Raw genomic sequence first — 18,660 nt, forward strand, 5'->3', positions numbered from 1 at the left:
GTTCTTGCAGATTTCATACTGCGCACAATAAATCTTCTCTGGTGTTAAAACCTTGCTTATGCTAAGCTTTTGAACTTGTGATCCACATCACATTTCCAAGCGGATTTTTTTGACATCCTGTCGGCCTGCTGCCCACTTCCCGCCCTGGCGGCCAGCGCGGCGCGCATGCCAAGGGCTCGGGAAGCAGCCGCCGTCCGCTCTGTCCCTCGTGAATTACTAATGAATTGTGCTGGTCTCAAATGAAAAAACTTCTCGATAAAAAGAACGAAATTGGGCAAGCGCTGCTCACGTTCAAGAGCACCTTCTACACCGTTGGCGTGTTCAGTGCCATCACCAACTTGTTGATGCTGGTGCCGTCGATTTACATGCTGCAGGTGTACGACCGCGTGCTGGCCAGCCAGAACGAAATCACCCTGCTCATGCTGACCTTGCTGATGCTGGGCGCCTACCTGCTCATGAGCGCGCTGGAATTGATGCGCAGCCTGATCCTGGTGCGCGTCGGCGCCGCCTTCGACATGCAGATGAACCGGCGCGTCTACACCGCCGCCTTTGAACGCAACCTCAAGAAAGCCGGCGGCAATGCGGGCCAGGCCTTGAGCGACCTGACCAATATCCGCCAGTTCCTCACCGGTAACGCACTGTTCGCCTTCTTCGACGCGCCATGGTTCCCGCTCTACCTGATCGTGATCTTCTTCTTCCAGCCGCTGCTCGGCTGGTTCGCCCTGGGCGGCACCGCCATCCTGGTGATCCTGGCCGTGGTCAACGAGCGCGTCTCGCACAAGCCGCTGGCCGAGGCCAGCACCACCTCCATCATGGCCGGCAACATGGCCACGAATAACCTGCGCAATGCCGAAGTCATCGAAGCGATGGGCATGCTGCCCAACCTGCAGGCGCGCTGGTACAAACTGCACAGCAAGTTCCTGGCACTGCAGGCCGAAGCGAGCCGCAAGGCCGGCACCGTGGGTGCCATCACCAAGTTTTTCCAGGTCTCGCTGCAATCGCTGATCCTCGGCCTCGGCGCCTTGCTGGTGATCGAAGGCAAGCTGACCCCGGGCATGATGATTGCCGCCTCGATCCTGGTCGGCCGCGCCATGCAGCCGGTGCAGCAAGTGATCGGCGTGTGGAAGTCGTTTGCCGGCGTGCGCAGTTCCTACGAGCGCCTGGAAGCGCTGCTGGAAGAGAATGACGAGCGCAAGGAAGGCATGAGCCTGCCGAAGCCGACCGGCCACCTGCAGATCGATAACATCACCGCCGGCCCGCCGGGCGCTGCCGCGCCAGTGTTGAAAAGCGTCAGTTTCGCGGTTGAGCCGGGCGATGTGCTGGCCGTGATCGGCCCCAGCGGTTCGGGCAAGTCGACCCTGGCGCGCCTGCTGGTCGGTGTCTGGCCAGCCGTGGTCGGCAAGGTCCGCCTGGACAGTGCGGATATCTACCAGTGGAACAAGGATGAACTGGGCCCGCACATGGGTTACCTGCCGCAGGATATCGAACTGTTTGGCGGTACCGTGAGCGAAAACATCGCCCGTTTCGGCAGCATCGAGCCGGAGCAGGTGGTACTCGCCGCCCAGCGTGCCGGCGTACATGAAATGATCCTCAAGATGCCGGCAGGCTACGATACCGTGCTGGGCGACGGCGGTGCCGGCCTGTCCGGCGGCCAGAAGCAGCGCCTCGGCCTGGCCCGCGCCATGTACGGCGATCCATCGCTGCTGGTGCTCGACGAGCCGAACTCGAACCTGGATGATATGGGCGAGCAAGCCCTGATGGTGGCCGTGCAGGAATTGCGCCAGCGCGGCAAGACCATCGTGCTGATCACGCACCGTCCGGCCGCCATCAATGTCTCGACCAAAATGCTGGTCTTGCGCGAAGGCACGGTACAAATGTTCGGCCCGACCAACCAGGTCATGCAGGCGATCCACGACGCCAACAAGAAAATCATAGAAGCACAGCAGGCCGCAGCCCGCCAGCAGCAGGGACAAGCAGGCACGGCGCCGGGCCAACCCGGCCAGCCGGGCCAGGCAACGCAGCCGGCCCAGCCCCAGCTCAACGCTGGCAGCCCTGCGGTAACAACGGAAAAGGAATAAGCCATGACCATGAAAATCCTGAGCAGGACCAGCAACGCCACCGACGTGGTGGCACGCGATGTGGTGCCGTTTGACCCGGACAGCGTGGACTCGCGCAAGTATTCCCGCCTCGGCTGGATCATCGTGCTGGTGGGCGTGGTCGGTTTCCTCCTGTGGGCATCGCTGGCCCCGCTCGACCGCGGTGTTCCGCTGTCGGGCACGGTAGCGACCGAGACCAGCCGCAAGGCGGTCCAGCATCAGGCCGGCGGCCTGATCGAAGATATCCTGGTCAAGGATGGCGATGTGGTCAAGGCTGGCCAGGTGCTGGTGCGCATGAATCCGACCGTGGCCCGTTCGTCCGCCGAGATCACCCGTTCCCAGTATTTCGGCGCCCTGGCGGCGGAAGCGCGCCTGCAGGCCGAGCGTGACGGCAAGAGCCAGCCGGTGTTTCCCAAGGAATTGATCGACAGCAAGAACGATGCGCGTGCCATCGACGCGATGGAATCGCAAAAGCAGCTGTTGAGCTCGCGCCAATCGTCCCTGAAAAACGAACTGGCTGCAATGGATGAGAATGCCGCCGGCTTGAAATCCCAGGCCAAGGGTTTGCAGGAAGGATTGGCCAGCAAGAAAAGCCAGGCCGTCATCATCAAGGAACAGCTCGACGGCATGCGCGAACTGGCCAAGGATGGCTATGTGCCGCGCTCGCGCCTGCTGGAAATGGAGCGCACCTATATGTCCCTGCAAGGCACGATTTCCGAAGATCTCGGCAATATCGGCCGGGTCCAGAACCAGGTGATGGAAATGTCCCTGCGCCGCATCATGCGCTCCCAGGAATACCAGAAGGAAATCGCCGCCCAGCTGGCCGACGTGCAAAAGGAAAGCAGTTCGCTCGCCAGCCGCATCGCGGGCCAGGACTTCGAGCTGGCCAGCACCGAAGTCAAGGCGCCGGTCGACGGCACCGTGGTCGGCCTGCAAATCTTCACCAAGGGCGGCGTGATCGGCGCCGGCGCGCACATGATGGATATCGTGCCGAGCTCGGACGCGCTGGTGGTCGAAGGCCAGCTGGCGGTCAACCTGATCGACAAGGTGCGCGTCGGCCTGCCGGTCGAGTTCATTTTCTCGGCCTTCAACACCAACAAGACCCCGCACATTCCCGGCATCGTGACGCAAGTCTCGGCCGACCGTACCGTCGAGGAACGTACCGGCATGCCATACTACAAGATCAAGGCCCGGGTCACCCCGGAAGGCGCCAAGCTGATTGCCCAGAATAAACTCGATATCCAGTCGGGCATGCCTGCGGAACTGTTCATCAAGACCGGTGAACGCACCATGATGAATTACCTGTTCAAGCCGATCTTTGATCGCGCCAAGACATCGTTGTCGGAGGATTAAATGACGTTTCACCTGATCGCCTTACGCCAGGGCCGGCGCCTGAAAACCGTCGCCGCCGCCGCCGCCATGCTGCTCGCCAGCGCCGGTGCCAGCGCCATCAATCTGCAGCAAGCCTACGAGCAGGCCCTGCAGAACGATCCGACTTACCGCGCCGCTTTCTATGAAAACCAGAGCGGCAAGGAAAATGCGATCCTGGGCCGCGCCGGTCTGCTGCCGAACGTGCAGGCCAATTACAACGCGAGCAAGAACCGCTCCGATATCGACACGCCGACCACGTCGACCCAGCCGGAATACATCAGCCGCGTGTCCACCATCCAGCTGCGCCAGGCCCTGTTCAACGTGGACGCCTATGCGCGCTTCAAGCAGGGCAAGGCCCAGGCCGCGCTGAGCGACCAGTTGTTCAGCGTGCGCGGCCAGGAATTGCTGCTGCGCGTGATCGGCGCCTATTTCGACGCCTTGTTCAGCGATGAACAGGTGGCCCTGATCCAGGCCCAGCGCGACGCCTACCTCGAACAGAGCGCCGTCAACGAGCGCCTGCTCAAGCACGGCGAAGGCACCCGCACCGACGTGCTGGAAGTGCAGGCGCGCCTGGAACTGTCCGAAGCCCAGCTGATCGAAGCGAAGGATAACCAGGCCACCGCGCGCAATGCCCTGTCCGCCATGGTCGGCGCCGAGGTTGGCAAACTGGTCGGCCTGAACGATACCTTCCGCATGCTGCCGCTGGCCCCCACCGGCGTGGAAGAGTGGAAGGCCATGGCGCTCAAGCAAAATCCCGAGCTGGCCGCCCAGACGCTCGCGCTCGACGTGGCCAGGCAGGAAATCCTCAAGGCCCGCGCCGGCCACGCGCCGCGCCTGGACTTTGTCGCTTCCTACAGCAAGAACGCCTCGGAAACGATCAATACCTTCAACCAGGAATCGACCGTGCGCGCGATCGGCATCCAGCTCAACGTGCCGCTGTATGCGGGCGGTGCGGTCAACGCCAGTTCACGCCAGGCTGTCGCCGGCCTGGAACGCGCGCGCGCCGACCTGCAGACCAAGACCGACAAGGCCCTGATCGAAGTGAGCAAGCAATACAGCGCGGTGCAAAGCGGCGTCGCCAAGGTCAACGCGCTCAACCGCGCGGTGGAATCGAGCAATCTGCTGATCAAGGCGACCGAACAAAGCATCAAGGGCGGGGTGCGCATCAACCTCGACCTGCTCAACGCCCAGCAGCAATTGTTTACCGCCAAGCGCGACCTGGCCCAGGCCCGCTACGGCTACCTGCTGGCCTCGCTGCGCCTGCGCGCCGCGGCCGGCACCCTGGGCGGTGACGACGTCACCCGCCTGGCGTCCTATTTCCGCTGACCCAACCCCCTGCCGGCGGCCATCTGGCGCCGGCTTTTTTTATCATAAGAGGAAACATGAGCAATAACGAACTTGAAATCAGCACCGGTGGCGTCAGCTATAAAGTGTCGGAACTGTCCCAGGAAGCGCAACAGCAAGTCGCCAACCTGCGCTTCGTGGAATCCGAGATGGCGCGCCTGAATGCGCAGATGGCCATCTACGAAACCGCACGCGGCACTTACAAGAGTGTGTTGAAAGATTTGTTGCCGAAAACCGCGCAATAAGATCAACCGGCCATGCCGTCGCGCCGCCATGGCGCCGCCGGCATGGTGCTGCGATTCCTCCGGTGCATCCAATGATGTAGAATGCGCAACGTTATTTGCGTTGACACATTCATCGCCGGACGATCCGGCATGCATGCACTAAAGGAACCGCAGTTGAAACTCATCCCTACCATTTTATGCGGCGGTGCCGGCTCGCGCCTGTGGCCCGTTTCGCGCGAACTCCACCCCAAGCCTTTCATCCGCCTCGCTGACGGCCACAGCCTGCTGCAAAAAGCCTGGCTGCGCGGCGCTGCCTTGCCGGACGTGGCCGACGTGCTCACCGTCACCAACCGCGAACTGTTTTTCAAGACCGAGGACGATTACCGTGCCGTCGGCGCCGGCCACCAGGGCTTGGCCAACAGCTACATCCTGGAACCGTTCGGCCGCAACACCGCGCCCGCGATCGCCGCCGCCGCCCTGCACGTGGCCGCCACCCATGGCCCCGACGCCCTGCTGCTGGTGCTGGCCGCCGACCACCTGATTACCGACCAGGCCGCCTTTGGCGCCGCCGTCGCGCAGGCCATTCCGCTGGCCCAGTCCGGCCGCCTGGTGACCTTCGGCATCGAACCCCATTCGCCCGAGACCGGGTTCGGCTACATCGAGGCGGAGGGCAACACGGTGCTGCGCTTTGTCGAAAAGCCGAGCCTGGAAAAAGCCCGCGAGTATCTGGCCAGCGGCCGCTACCTGTGGAATTCGGGCATGTTCTGCTTTGCCGCCGGCAGCATGATCGCCGAGATGGAATTGCATTGCCCGCACATCCTGGCCGCCACGCGCGCCTGCCTGGCCGCCTCGCGCAGCGCCAGCGGCAAGAACTTTACCCAGTGCGAACTCGATGCCGCCGCCTTCGAGCAGGTCGCCGACGATTCGATCGATTACGCGGTGATGGAAAAATCGGCCAAGGTGTCGGTGGTGCCGTGCAATATCGGCTGGAGCGATATCGGTTCCTGGAATGCGCTGGGCGAATTGATCGCGCCGGACGCGGACGGCAACCGCATCGATGGCGAGGTGCGCCTGCACGATGTGAGCGACTGCTTCATCCAGAGCAACGAGCGCCTGGTGGGCGCGGTCGGCGTGTCCAACCTGATCATCGTCGACACCCCGGACGCGCTGCTGGTGGCCGACCGCAGCCGGGTGCAGGACGTCAAGCAGCTGTACGTGAGCCTCAAGTCCGAAGGGCACGACGTGCACAAGCTGCACCGCACCGTGCACCGTCCGTGGGGCACCTACACCGTGCTGGAAGACAGCACCCGCTTCAAGATCAAGCGCATCGAAGTCAAGCCGGGCGCCAGCCTGAGCCTGCAGATGCACCACCACCGCAGCGAGCACTGGATTGTGGTCAGCGGCATGGCCAAGGTCGTCAACGGCGAGCGCGAACTGTTCGTGTCCACCAACGAATCGACCTATATTCCGGCCGGCCACAAGCACCGCCTGGAAAATCCGGGCGTGCTCGACCTGGTGATGATTGAAGTGCAGAGCGGCGATTACCTGGGCGAGGACGATATCGTCCGCTTCCAGGATAACTACGGCCGCGTTTGATGGGAGAGGGTGGGCGCCTGCCCACCCGGATTTACGCTGCGCCGGCGCTGCTATCGGCGCCCGCTGGCGCGCGCTCCCGTTCGGGATGGCACTGCGGGCACGATTTTTCGTACACGTACAGCGGCGAGAGCTGGTCGCGCGGCGTCACCACGGCGCGGCAGGCGAAGCACTGCACGGTCGTCACGGTCGCTTCGAGCTGCGGATTGAGCGCGGTGCGGTAGTCGAACACGAAGCAATCGCCCTTGTAGTGGGCGCCGCCGACTTCCTCGAAATATTTCAAGATGCCGCCGTCGAGCTGGTACACGCTCTGGTAGCCGATATTTTTCATGTGGATCGCCGCCTTTTCGCAGCGGATGCCGCCGGTGCAGAAGGTGACCACGGTCTTGCCTTCGAGCTCCTCGCGGTGCTGGGCCACGACCTCGGGAAATTCGCTGAACTTGTCGATCCGGTAATCGAGCGTGTTCTCGAAGGTGCCGACATCGACCTCGAAGGCATTGCGGGTTTCCATCATCACCACCGGACGGCCATCGTCGTCGACGCCCTCGTCGAGCCAGCGCTTGAGCGTGGCGGGACGCACAAACGGCGCACGGCCTTGTTCCGGCTGGATCAGCGGCATGCGCATGGTGATGATTTCTTTCTTGATCTTCACCAGCATGCGCTTGTGCGACTGTTCCTCCGAATAGCTTTCCTTGACCTCGATATCGGCAAAGCGCGCATCCTGGCGTACCCAGGCCAGGTACTCGTCGATGTGCGAGCGCGGACCGGACAGGAACATATTGATGCCTTCCGGCGTCAGCAGGATCGTGCCCTTGAGCGCCAGGCGCTTGCAGATATCCTGGTACAGGGGACGCATTTCCTCAGTATTGTCAAAAGTGACAAATTTGTAGGCGGCGATATTGACGTGGGCGGCAGCTGCGGCGATGGCGGCATGCGCTTCAGCTTGTAAAGCGGTATTAGCTTGCATGGTGGCGATAGATCGGTGAAAGATCGGTGAAAGATGGGAAAACAGGGAAAGCCGATATTATAGAACAATGTCCACGCTGGCATCAGGGGTATGTGGCGGCGGGCCGGGTGCGGGCGCCACGACGTTTCCTCCGCCAGGGCGCTGGCGCGGTAAAATAGCACTCTTTGCACAGCAGGCGAAACACACATGAGTACCGATGTCATCGAAGCCGGGAGCACCACGCTCGCCGCGCCAGCCAAGCCGGCCGCACCGGCTTTCGTCCACCTGCGTGTGCATTCCGAATACTCCATCGTCGACGGCCTGGTGCGCATCGACGACATCGTCGCCGCCGCCGCCAAGGACAAGCAGCCGGCGTTGGCCATCACCGACCTGGCCAACCTGTTCGGCATGGTCAAGTTCTACAAATCCGCGCGCGGCAAGGGCATCAAGCCGGTCATCGGCGTGGACGCCTGGATCAGCAACGACGAGAACCGCGACAAGCCCTCGCGCCTGCTGCTGCTGGCCAAGAACCGCATGGGTTACCTGCAGCTGTGCGAACTGCTGTCCAAAGCCTGGCTGAGCAACCAGCACAAGGGCCGCGCCGAAATCCGCCCCGAGTGGCTCGATGCGCTTGCGACCAGCGAATCGACCCTGTCGCCCGGCGAAAGCCAGGCCCATGGCTTGATCGTGCTCTCCGGCGCCCACTTCGGCGACGTCGGCACCGCCATCGAAAACGGCAACCTGGCGCTGGCCGAACGCTGCGCCCAGCGCTGGGCCTCGGTCTTTCCCGGCCACTTCTACATCGAAGTGCAGCGCGCCGGCCAGCCCAACCAGGAAGCCCAGGTGCGCCACGCCGTCGCGCTGGCCGCCAAACTGGGCTTGCCGGTGGTCGCCACCCACCCGGTCCAGTTCCTCTCGGCCGAAGAATTCGTCGCCCACGAAGCGCGCACCTGCATCGCCGAAGGCGAAATGCTGGCCAACGCCAAGCGCGTCAAACGCTTCAACGAAGAGATGCGCTTCAAGTCGCAGGCCGAGATGGCCACGCTGTTCGCCGACATGCCGGCCGCGTTGGCCAACTCGGTCGAAATCGCCAAGCGCTGCAACGTCGTGCTCACCCTGGGCAAGCCGCAGCTGCCGGACTTCCCGACCCCGCCCGGCATGAGCATCGACCAGTTCCTGGTCGCCGAATCGCAGGCCGGCCTGGAACAGCGCCTGATCCACCTGTATCCGGATCCGGCCAAGCGCGAAGCGGCGCGCCCGCGTTACGACGCGCGCCTGAAGTTCGAGACCGATACCATCTGCAACATGAAGTTCCCCGGCTACTTCCTGATCGTGGCCGAATTCATCAAGTGGGCCAAGGAAAACGGCGTGCCGGTCGGCCCGGGCCGCGGTTCGGGCGCCGGTTCCCTGGTCGCGTATTCGCTGCTGATCACCGATCTCGATCCCCTGCAATACAACCTGCTGTTCGAGCGCTTCCTGAACCCCGAACGCGTCTCGATGCCCGACTTCGACATCGACTTTTGCCAGGAAGGGCGCGACCGCGTCATCCAGCACGTGAAGGATTTGTACGGCAAGGAAGCGGTCTCGCAGATCGCCACCTTCGGTACCATGGCGGCCAAGGGCGCGATCCGCGACGTCGGCCGCGTGCTCGATTTCGGCTACAACTTCTGCGACGGCATTTCCAAGCTGATCCCGTTCAAGCCGGGTAAACCGGTGACGATTGCCGACGCCATCGAAGAAGAACCGATGCTCAAGGAGCGTTTGGAGAACGAGGACGAGGTCAAGCAGCTGCTGGCGCTGGCGCAGCAGGTCGAAGGCATTGCCCGCAACATCGGCATGCACGCCGGCGGCGTGCTGATCGCCCCCGGCAAGCTGACCGACTTCTGCCCGCTGTACACCCAGGGCGGCGACTCGGGCGTGGTCTCGCAGTACGACAAGGATGACGTGGAGGCCGTGGGCCTGGTCAAGTTCGACTTTCTGGGCCTGACCACGCTCACCATCCTCGACCGCGCGGTACGCTACATCAAGCAGCTCGACCCGGCCAACGCCGACTTCGCGCTTGAAACGCTGCCGCTCAACGACAAGGCTTCCTACGAGCTGCTGACCAAGGCCAAGACGGTCGCGGTATTCCAGCTGGAGTCGCGCGGCATGCAGGGCATGCTCAAGGATGCGCGGCCCGACCGCTTCGAGGACATCATCGCGCTCGTTGCGCTGTACCGTCCGGGCCCGATGGACCTGATTCCCGACTTCTGCAAGCGCAAGCACGGCGAACGCTTCGATTACCCCGATCCGCGCACCGAATCCATTTTGTCCGAAACCTACGGCATCATGGTGTATCAGGAGCAGGTCATGCAGATGGCGCAGATCGTCGGCGGCTACTCGCTCGGCGGCGCCGACATGCTGCGCCGCGCGATGGGCAAGAAGAAGGCCGAGGAAATGGCCGAGCACCGCGAGATTTTCCGCGCCGGCGCCGCCAAGGATGGCTTGACCGCCGAAAAGGCCGACGAGATTTTCGATTTGATGGAAAAGTTCGCGGGCTACGGCTTTAACAAGTCGCACGCCGCCGCTTACGCGCTGCTGTCCTACCACACCGCTTACCTGAAGGCGCACCACACCGCCGCCTTCATGGCCGCCAACTTGTCGCTGGCGATGGACGACACCGACAAGATCAAGATCCTGGTCGAGGATTCGCTGGACGTGTGCGGCCTGACGCTGCTGCCGCCCGATATCAACCATTCCGACTACCGCTTCATGCCGGAAGGTCCGCCGCCGTCCGTCACGGGCAAGCGCGTCACCAACATCCGCTACGGCCTGGGCGCGGTCAAGGGCTCGGGCCAGTCGGCGATCGAGGCGATCATCGCGGCGCGCACCAGCGGCGGGCCGTTCACCGACCTGTTCGACTTCTGCAAGCGGGTCGACCGCAAGCAGATCAACCGCCGCACCATCGAATCGCTGATCCGCAGCGGTGCCTTCGACTGCTTCAAGGTCGACCGCGCGATTCTTTTGGCCTCGGTCCCGTTTGCGGTCGAAGTGGCCGATCAGGCCTCGGCCTCGATCAACCAGGTCAGCCTGTTCGGCGGCGACGACAGCGACCTGGTGGCCCCGCCCGAATACGTGAAGGCGACCCCGTGGACCGACCGCCAGAAGCTGTCCGAAGAAAAAATCGCGCTCGGCTTCTATTTGTCGGGCCACATGTTCGATTCCTTCGCGACCGAGGCGCGCCGCTTTGCGCGCACCAAACTGACCGACCTGGAACCGTCGCGCGAGCCGCGCATGATGTGCGGCGTGATCACCGGCGTGCGCACCCAGATGACCCAGCGCGGCAAGATCCTGATCGTTTCGCTCGACGACAAGAGCGGCACGGTCGAAGTGACGGTGTACAGCGAAGTGGTCGAGTCGAACAAGAACATCTTCAAGGAAGATGAATTCCTGGCGGTGGTGGGCAAGGTCTCGGAAGACCGCTTCAACGGCGGCCTGCGCATCACGGCCGAGAAGGTGTTCGATTTGACGTCCGCGCGCGTGCAGTACGGGCGCCAGCTCGGGCTGTACCTGCCGGCCAGGGTGGCGTCCTCGAAGATCGCCGAAGTGCTGCAGCCGCACCGCGCCATGACCGGCTTGCCGGTGGCGATGCGGGTCAAGCCGCAGGGCGTCGATTGCACCTTGCAGTTCGGCGACGACTGGCGCGTGGCGCCATCGGACGCGCTGACGCTGGCGCTGGAACAGGTCCTGGGCGCGCGCGAAGTCGCGGTGGAATATTAAGGCGCGTCGAAGGTAGCTCCGTCCTTACCGCGCAGGCGGGAACGACGTATTCAATCCAACCCGATCAGAACCCGGCCGCCAGCTTCCGGTTGCTGCGCAAGCGCTTCCACAACTTGATCTTGCGGCTGGCCGTTTGCCGGACCCGGAACACCAGGCTGCCCGCCAGTACGCGTTGCACCTGGCGGATCGTGCGCGCATCGTGGTTCCTGTCGTACGACACGGTCTGCGCCCCTTGCACCGCCGCCAGCATGCTGGCGCAATCGCCATACAGGCTGTCGACGAAGATCGGCTTGATGCGCGCGCGCACACGGCGCCCGACCGCGCGCGGCAGCTCGTACGAATCCTTGACCACGCCGATATACAAATACGTGGCCGCGATATCGAAGTGGGTCTTGACCGACTGCTCCACCCCGCGCAGGTCGAGGTGCTTGCGCGCCACCGACAGCGCGGCCGCCAGGTCCATGCACCACTTTTCCGAAATGAGCTTGGTGATGCTGGCCGCATGCTGGCGGTAATCGATGAGCGCATGCGGCAGGTACACCATGCTGGCGCACTGGCTGAGCAGGCGCGGCAGGGTCGACATGTCCTCGAACACGCGGCCGGGCGGAAAAACCGGCGCTTCCAGCTGCTGGTAGATGGCGCGCCTGAACACATTCGCCCACACATACATCTGGCGGTCGGCAAAGAAGGTATTGAGGATGGTGGCCTGGTCGCGCAGCAGCCCGGGCGGATAGCGCATGCCGACCCGGTGCGACTTGGCTTCCTGGTCCGGAAACCACACCCGGAAATCGCAGGCGATGACGTCCGGATGGTGCTGCGCGATGGCGTGTTCGAGCGCCGCCAGCGAGCCGGCCAGCAGCCGGTCGTCGCTGTCGACGAACACGATGTAGTCGCCGCGCGCGGCGGCCAGGCCGTTATTGCGCGCCACCGCGATGCCCTGGTTGTCCTGCGCCAGCACCTGCGAGGCGATCCCGGGACGCGCGGCCAGCAGGGCGCGGATGCGCGCCAGGGTGGCGTCGGAAGAGCCGTCATCGATGACGATCAGTTCATGGCCGCTGCCCATCTGGTCCAGCACCGAATCGAGGCACTGCCCGATGTAATGCTGCACATTGTAGGCGGGGACGATGATGCTCAGCAGTGGCTGCTGCGCGGGGGCGTGCGGAGTCATGGGCGAGGGGGCTAGCGCGTCAGCCCGACCGGCGCGCGAATGGTCTTGTTGACCTGGCACTCGTGGACCAGCCGGTCGTGATGGTCCGACTGGTCGCGTTCGCGCTCCTTGTGCCACAGGTGGAACACCTCGGTCGCGAACGCGCCATCCTTGCGCCGCACGCCGGCGTTAAACAGGCGCACCACGAAATCGGCATCTTCATGGCCCCAGCCGCAGAACGATTCGTCGAAGCCGTTCACGCGCTCGATGTCGCTGCGCCACGCGCTCATGTTGCACCCCTTTATGCGGCGCATCGTGAAGCCGCTGCGCACCCGTCCCAGGTCAGGCAGGCGAATCGCCAGTTGCAGGATCTTCTGGATGTTCCCGGCGCGCCAGGCGCGCCACCATACGTCCAGGCCCGACTCGTGCAGGTCGCGCTGTTCGGCCAGGGTGGCGCGGGTAAAGTCGGGACACAGCAGCACGCGGCTGCCGGTGATCATGCAGCCCGGCTGCGCCAGGCGCCGGTGGCTCGACACGAAATCCTTGCGCGGCACGCAGTCGCCATCGAGGAACACCACATAATCGCCGCGCGCCGCCAGCACGCCCTGGTTGCGCGCGCGCGACAGGCGGAAACCATCATCCGGCTGCCACACATGGATCAGGCGGCGCCGGGTGCCGGCCGCGATCCGTTCGATGCAGTGACGCGTGGCCTCGCCCGAACCGTCGTCGGTGACGATGATTTCAAAATCGTCATCATCCTGCGCCAGGCAGGCGCGCAGCACCGCTTCCAGCGCGTCGGGCCGGTTGTAGGTGCTGACGATCAGTGAGATGGTGGTAGGGCGTGGCACGATGATTTCCCGGTGAATCGGCGTTGACTGCCGGCGGCGGCAGGGGTTAATACGAACGTATTATACGTGCCCGCCATGGCCAGTCCAGCGTATTGCGCGCCGGGCCGGCGATGCGGGGTCAGGCCAGCCCGCGCGCGGCGCGCACGGTGCGTTCATCGGCGCGCCGGCGCACCAGCGCGCGGTTGCTCGACGCTTCGTCGCGCGCGTTTTCGCGGTGCCAGAGATGAAACACTTCCGTGGCAAAAGCGCCATCCTTGCGCTTGACCCCGGCGTTAAACAGGCGCACCACGAAGTCGGCATCCTCGTGTCCCCAGCCCTCGAAGCTCTCGTCGAAGCCGTTGACCGCCTCGATGTCGGCGCGCCAGGCCGCCATGTTGCAGCCCTTGATGCGGCGCCAGCTGAAGCGCTTTTGCACCCGGCCCAGGTCCGGTAATTTGAACAGCAGTTGCAGCATCTTGTTGATATGGCCACGCGCGCGCAGCGCCAGCTTGTCGCCCAGCCCGAGCGCGTGCAGGTCGCGCCGTTCGGCCAGCACGCGCTGCGTGAACGCTTCGTCGAGCAGGATGCGGCTGCCGGTGACCATGCAGCCCGCTTGCGCCAGCGAGCGGTGGCGCGCAATGAAGTCGCGCTGCGGAATGCAGTCGCCATCGAGCAGCAGGATGTACTCGCCGCGCGAGGCCAGGATGCCCTGGTTGCGCGCCAGCGCCAGGCGAAAGCCCTGGTCCGGCTGCCACGCATGGCGCAGCGGCACCGGTGCGCGCTGTTGCAGGCGCGCGACGCAGGCCCGGGTTGGCTCGCCCGAGCCATCGTCGGCAATGATGATCTCGAAATGGCGGTCGCTCTGCGCGAAGCAGGCCTCGACCACCGCTTCCAGCGCGTCCGGCCGGTTGTAGGTGGCGATGATGACGGAAATGAGCGCGTCCTGGCGCATCGTCATGCTCCCGCCGCCGGCTGGGGCGCCTGCCGCGAAAAGCGTGCGCTCACATACAGGGAGCCGGCCAGCAGCAGGAACCAGTACGCTTCCGTCACGTCCCACAGCAGGCTGTTGAACGAGGAACTGACCACGTAGATGGCCCACAGCAGCACCAGCGCATCGGCATGGAAGGAACGCGCGGCCAGGGCGGGGCGCAGCAGGCTGCCCAGCATGGCGAAATACAGCAGCAGTCCGGTCAGGCCAAGCTGGGCGGCGATCAGCAGGAATTCGCTATGCGGCTGGTGGCGCGTTTCGGCCAGCTTGTCCTCCGGCCAGTCGCGGCGCGCGGTCGGCGCATACACTTCGGCGAACGAGCCGGTGCCCAGGCCCATGATCGGATTGGCGGCGACCACGCCCAGGCCGGCGCGCAGGTAACTCATGCGCAGGCCGTTGGGCGAGCGTTTCTGGTCGGTGCGCACCTCGGTGATCAGGTCATCGGTGCGCGCCTTGAAGTTGTTCGAGATGGCGTAGAAGCCGACGAACAGCAGCACGATGGCGCCCACCCCGAAAATCGTGCGCAGCACCGTGAAGCGCACGCGCAGCAGGAACAGCACCACCATGCCCACGAACAGGGTGACGTAACCGGTACGGCCCTGGTTCAGGAAGATGATCGGTACGCTGAACAGCACCCCGGCCACCAGGCACGCCGCGCGCGCGCGCGCGCCCTGCACGTAGGTCGCGCCCAGCGCGCTGACCACGGTGGCAAAACTGAGCAGGATGCCGATCGTGATGTGATTCTTGAACGAGAACGCATCCTTGGCGTCGCCGATGCGCCACCAGCCAAGGCTGGAACTGGGCATCAGGTCGTGCCAGACCAGGTAGTTCGAGGTGGCCAGCACCGCCGCGCCGCCGAGGAAGGCGGCCAGCGCGCGTGCCGGCATGGCACGGTCACGCATGCTGGTGGCCACCGCCACCGGCAGCACCAGCAGGCGCGAATATTTTTTCAGCGCCGAGACAATGTCGCCGTGCTGCCCGATCGACCAGCTCGCGCCGAGCGCCAGCAGCGCCAGCAAGCCGATGGCCAGCAGCGCCGGCGGGGTGCGCGCGGCGGCCCGCATCGGCGCGCTGGTGGCCAGCGCGCCGACGAAGCACAGCAAGCACATGCCGGCGAAGACATTGGTCAGCCAGGTGGAGAAAGGCACACAAAACAGCGCGAGCAGGAGCAGGTACTGGACCGCGCGCTCGAGCCGGGAAATCGGAGATTCGGGAAAATCTTGCATCGTAGCAATAGCCTTGTAAAGCGACCTGGGTCGTGCATGCCGCGCCGGGAGCGTGGCGATACCGGGCACACGCGCCTTGCGGCGCCCGCCCCTGAAATTTGTTCGCCATTTTACAGTACCGTCTGTGGCTGGCGGCTTGCACGGTGCCGAATTTGTATTTGCGGCGTCCGCTACGGCGTCCGCTACGGCGCCCGCTACGGCGTCCGCTACGGCGCCCGCTACGGCGTCCGCTACGGCGTCCGCTACGGCGTCCGCGCGATGTTGTTGTGGCAGCACCCCGACCGCCTGTGCGAGAATGTCGAGCCTCCGGTACCGGCCGCGCCTTGCAATGGCGGCATGCCGCAACCGCACATGGCTTGTAGCCTGAACGCGAAAGAAAACGATGGAAAATAGTGTCATAGTCCGGCGCCTGCTGGCTATCGTCAAGCCTTACCGCGCGCGCGCGCTGATGTCGCTGCTGGCCATGGCCGGCACCGCCGTCACCGAGCCGGCGCTCGGCTACGCGATGCAACTGCTGATCGATAAAGGCTTCGGCCCGCACCGGGTCCCTTTTTCCCTGTGGCTGGTGCCGCTGGTGCTGCTGTCGATTTTCGTCGGGCGCGGCATCTTCACCTTTTCCACCGCTTACCTGAATAACTGGGTGATCAGCCGCGTCCTCAACGACCTGCGGCGCATGGTGTTCGACCGCTTGCTGCGCCTGCCCGTGGCGCGCTTTCACGAAGAATCGACCGGCAAGATCATCAACGTCGTCATCGCCGACGTACGCCAGGTGGTCGACATGATCAACTCCGTGTTCGTCGCCTACGTGCGCGACTCGCTCGTCATCGTCGGCTTGCTGGTGATGCTGATGTGGACCAACTGGAAGCTGACCCTGATCGCCCTGGTGGTCATGCCGGTCACCGCCGGCATCGTGCGCACCACGGCCAAGCGCATGCGCCGCCTGAGCCGCGACAACCAGCGCGTCACCGTCGAAATGACCCAGGTGGTTGAGGAAGCGGCGCGCGGGCACCAGGTGATCCGCGTGTTCGCCGGCGAGCGTTACGAGCGCGAACGCTTCGAACAGCGCAGCACCGCGCTGCTCGGCTTCTCGCAGCGCCTCACCGTCGCCAGCGCCGCCACCGTGCCGATCACCCAGAGCGCTACCGCGCTGGCGGTGTCGGTGGTGATCGTCATCGCCATGACCTCCGGGATGACCCAGGGAGAATTCATCAGTTTCATCACCATGATGCTGATGCTGCTCGCGCCGCTCAAGTCCCTGGTCGGCGTGAACGGCCCGCTGCAGCGCGGCATGGCGGCCGCCGAAGCCGTGTTCGCCATGATCGACACCCCGGTCGAAGCCGACCCGGGCAAGGTCGTCATCGAGCGCGCGCGCGGCCATTTGCAGCTTCAGAACGTGCAATTCCGCTACAGCGACAACGACCCGCTGGTGCTCGACGACGTCACGCTCGAGGTGCTGCCGGGGCAGACCGTGGCGCTGGTGGGCATGTCGGGCGGCGGCAAGTCGACCTTCGTGAACCTGGTCACGCGCTTTTATTCACCGCAGCAGGGACGCATCCTGCTCGACGGCGTGCCGTATGAAGACATCACCCTGCAAAGCCTGCGCGCGCAGCTGGCCATGGTCAGCCAGAACGTGGTGCTGTTCGACGACACCCTGGGCGCCAACATCGCCTACGGCGCCGAACGGGTCGACCCGGCCCGCCTGGCCGCGGCCATCAAGGCGGCCTACCTGGACGAGGTGGTGGCGGCCCTGCCGCAAGGCGTGGATACCCCGATCGGTGAAAACGGCATGCGCCTGTCGGGCGGCCAGCGCCAGCGCGTGGCCATTGCGCGCGCCATCTACAAGGACGCGCCGATCCTGATCCTGGACGAAGCCACCTCCGCCCTCGACAACGAATCGGAACGCGCGGTGCAGGGCGCGCTCGACACCCTGATGGCCGGGCGCACCACGCTCGTCATCGCGCACCGCCTCTCGACCATCGAACGGGCCGACCGCATCGTGGTGGTCGACCAGGGACGGATTGTCGAAGCGGGCCGCCACGACGAGCTGCTGGCGCTGGACGGCATGTACGCCAACCTGTACCGCCTGCAGTTCGCCAACAAGGCCGAAGCATGAGCGGCGTCCGCACCCTGGTCATCTCGCCCAACTGGATCGGCGACGCGGTCATGGCCCAGCCGCTGCTGCAACTGCTCAAGCAGCAGCACCCGGAGCGCCCGATCGACGTGCTGGCGCCGCCCTCGGTGGCGCCGGCCTGGCGCGCCATGCTGGAGGTCGACAGCGTGCTCGAAACCCCGTTCCGCCACGGCGCGCTGCAATTGCGCGAGCGCTGGCGCTACGCCAAGGTGCTGCGCGCGCGCGGCTACGTCGACGCCTACGTGCTGCCCAACACGATCAAGTACGCGCTGATCCCGTGGCTGGCCGGGATTGCGCGCCGGGTCGGCTACAAGGGCGAGATGCGTTACGGACTGCTCAACGTCGTGCATCACGACGACACGCCCAAGCGGGCGATGGTGCCGTTCTACGCCGCCCTGGCCGGCGCGCCGGGTGCCGCGCTGCGCGCCGACGTGCCGCGTCCGGCGATGCGGGTAGCGCCGGAGCAGATTCTTGACGCGCGCGCGCGCCACGGCATGGGTGGAGCGGGGCGCCTGGTGGTGTTTGCCCCGGGCGCCGAATTCGGCGCCGCCAAGCGCTGGCCGGCACGCCACTTCGCCGCGCTGGCGCAATCGATCCGCCAACAGGATCGGTCCGCGCACATCGCCTTGCTCGGTTCCCCCAAGGACCGCGAGGCCTGCGCCGAGATCACCGCTCTCACCGGGACCGATGGTATCCACAATGTCGCCGGCGCCACCTCGCTGATGGAGGCGATTGCGCTCATTGCCGGCGCGGGCGCGGTGGTCGCCAACGATTCCGGCCTGCTGCACATTGCCTCGGCGCTGAACCGGCCGGTGATTGCGCTGTACGGCCCGACCGACCCCGACCACGCGCCACCGTTTTCCGATATCGCGCGCTCGCTCTCGCTGCGGCTGGCCTGTGCGCCCTGCCGCCAGCGCGAATGCCCGCTGGGCCACCACGACTGCATGGAAAAGCTCGAACCGGCCATGGTCTGGAACGAGCTGCGCCAAATGTAAATCCATGGCGGCG

13 protein-coding genes are annotated in these 18,660 nt (G+C 64.7%); 8 read left to right on the top strand and 5 right to left on the bottom strand.

The features are described from left to right. Window positions 1-239: 239 nt before the first annotated feature. From F2P44_RS05695 to F2P44_RS05715, 5 genes are all read left to right on the top strand, one after another. Window positions 240-2,078, top strand: a complete 1,839-nt coding sequence (locus F2P44_RS05695) for a type I secretion system permease/ATPase (RefSeq protein WP_167085754.1) — start codon at window positions 240-242, stop codon at window positions 2,076-2,078. Between the two features lie 3 nt (window positions 2,079-2,081). Next, window positions 2,082-3,449 (top strand): HlyD family type I secretion periplasmic adaptor subunit, encoded by a 1,368-nt coding sequence (locus F2P44_RS05700; RefSeq protein ID WP_308605893.1) that lies wholly within the window; start codon window positions 2,082-2,084, stop codon window positions 3,447-3,449. After that, window positions 3,450-4,793: a TolC family outer membrane protein gene (locus tag F2P44_RS05705; protein WP_167085755.1), complete on the top strand. Its 1,344-nt coding sequence runs from the start codon at window positions 3,450-3,452 to the stop codon at window positions 4,791-4,793. Window positions 4,794-4,849: 56 nt separating this feature from the next. Then, window positions 4,850-5,056, top strand: coding sequence for a DUF6447 family protein (locus tag F2P44_RS05710; RefSeq protein WP_167085756.1), 207 nt, complete (start codon window positions 4,850-4,852; stop codon window positions 5,054-5,056). Between the two features lie 153 nt (window positions 5,057-5,209). Continuing rightward, window positions 5,210-6,631, top strand: a complete 1,422-nt coding sequence (locus tag F2P44_RS05715) for a mannose-1-phosphate guanylyltransferase/mannose-6-phosphate isomerase (RefSeq protein WP_167085757.1) — start codon at window positions 5,210-5,212, stop codon at window positions 6,629-6,631. A gap of 31 nt (window positions 6,632-6,662) precedes the next feature. Here the strand turns inward: F2P44_RS05715 and F2P44_RS05720 are convergent, their stop codons facing one another. Further along, a complete protein-coding gene (locus F2P44_RS05720) occupies window positions 6,663-7,595 on the bottom strand; it encodes a sulfurtransferase (RefSeq protein ID WP_167085758.1) in 933 nt (310 codons plus the stop codon). A gap of 186 nt (window positions 7,596-7,781) precedes the next feature. Between F2P44_RS05720 and dnaE the strand changes: the two genes are divergently transcribed. Continuing rightward, window positions 7,782-11,333 carry a DNA polymerase III subunit alpha gene (gene dnaE / locus F2P44_RS05725; RefSeq protein WP_167085759.1) on the top strand — a complete coding sequence of 1,184 codons (3,552 nt, stop codon included), beginning with the start codon at window positions 7,782-7,784 and terminating at the stop codon, window positions 11,331-11,333. 64 nt (window positions 11,334-11,397) lie between these two features. On the opposite strand, the gene F2P44_RS05730 is transcribed toward dnaE, so the two are convergent. From F2P44_RS05730 to F2P44_RS05745, 4 genes are all read right to left on the bottom strand, one after another. Next, window positions 11,398-12,501, bottom strand: a complete 1,104-nt coding sequence (locus F2P44_RS05730) for a glycosyltransferase family 2 protein (protein ID WP_167085760.1) — start codon at window positions 12,499-12,501, stop codon at window positions 11,398-11,400. A gap of 11 nt (window positions 12,502-12,512) precedes the next feature. Beyond that, window positions 12,513-13,328, bottom strand: a complete 816-nt coding sequence (locus F2P44_RS05735; protein WP_167085761.1) for a glycosyltransferase family 2 protein — start codon at window positions 13,326-13,328, stop codon at window positions 12,513-12,515. Between the two features lie 118 nt (window positions 13,329-13,446). After that, window positions 13,447-14,265, bottom strand: a complete 819-nt coding sequence (locus tag F2P44_RS05740; protein WP_308609982.1) for a glycosyltransferase family 2 protein — start codon at window positions 14,263-14,265, stop codon at window positions 13,447-13,449. Beyond that, entirely contained in the window at window positions 14,262-15,521 is a 1,260-nt protein-coding gene (locus tag F2P44_RS05745) for an O-antigen ligase family protein (protein ID WP_167085762.1), read from the bottom strand. The genes F2P44_RS05740 and F2P44_RS05745 overlap by 4 nt, the downstream gene beginning before the upstream one ends. A gap of 382 nt (window positions 15,522-15,903) precedes the next feature. On the opposite strand from F2P44_RS05745, the gene msbA reads away from it, so the two are divergent. Both msbA and waaF read left to right on the top strand, forming a co-directional pair. Further along, window positions 15,904-17,634 carry a lipid A export permease/ATP-binding protein MsbA gene (gene msbA / locus F2P44_RS05750; protein ID WP_167085763.1) on the top strand — a complete coding sequence of 577 codons (1,731 nt, stop codon included), beginning with the start codon at window positions 15,904-15,906 and terminating at the stop codon, window positions 17,632-17,634. After that, window positions 17,631-18,647, top strand: coding sequence for a lipopolysaccharide heptosyltransferase II (gene waaF / locus F2P44_RS05755; protein WP_167085764.1), 1,017 nt, complete (start codon window positions 17,631-17,633; stop codon window positions 18,645-18,647). Before msbA ends, waaF begins: the two co-directional genes overlap by 4 nt. Window positions 18,648-18,660: the final 13 nt, after the last annotated feature.

Origin of the sequence: Massilia frigida (assembly GCF_011682175.1) — a bacterium.
Classification (GTDB): Bacteria; Pseudomonadota; Gammaproteobacteria; order Burkholderiales; family Burkholderiaceae_D; genus Telluria_A; species Telluria_A frigida.

Bases quoted from the DNA above. Each gene is read 5' to 3' on its own strand.
- F2P44_RS05695 (WP_167085754.1), top strand. From the start codon at position 240: ATGAAAAAACTTCTCGATAAAAAGAACGAAATTGGGCAAGCGCTGCTC.
- F2P44_RS05700 (WP_308605893.1), top strand. From the start codon at position 2,082: ATGACCATGAAAATCCTGAGCAGGACCAGCAACGCCACCGACGTGGTG.
- F2P44_RS05705 (WP_167085755.1), top strand. From the start codon at position 3,450: ATGACGTTTCACCTGATCGCCTTACGCCAGGGCCGGCGCCTGAAAACC.
- F2P44_RS05710 (WP_167085756.1), top strand. From the start codon at position 4,850: ATGAGCAATAACGAACTTGAAATCAGCACCGGTGGCGTCAGCTATAAA.
- F2P44_RS05720 (WP_167085758.1), bottom strand. From the start codon at position 7,595: ATGCAAGCTAATACCGCTTTACAAGCTGAAGCGCATGCCGCCATCGCC.
- dnaE (WP_167085759.1), top strand. From the start codon at position 7,782: ATGAGTACCGATGTCATCGAAGCCGGGAGCACCACGCTCGCCGCGCCA.
- F2P44_RS05730 (WP_167085760.1), bottom strand. From the start codon at position 12,501: ATGACTCCGCACGCCCCCGCGCAGCAGCCACTGCTGAGCATCATCGTC.
- F2P44_RS05740 (WP_308609982.1), bottom strand. From the start codon at position 14,265: ATGACGATGCGCCAGGACGCGCTCATTTCCGTCATCATCGCCACCTAC.
- F2P44_RS05745 (WP_167085762.1), bottom strand. From the start codon at position 15,521: ATGCAAGATTTTCCCGAATCTCCGATTTCCCGGCTCGAGCGCGCGGTC.
- msbA (WP_167085763.1), top strand. From the start codon at position 15,904: ATGGAAAATAGTGTCATAGTCCGGCGCCTGCTGGCTATCGTCAAGCCT.
- waaF (WP_167085764.1), top strand. From the start codon at position 17,631: ATGAGCGGCGTCCGCACCCTGGTCATCTCGCCCAACTGGATCGGCGAC.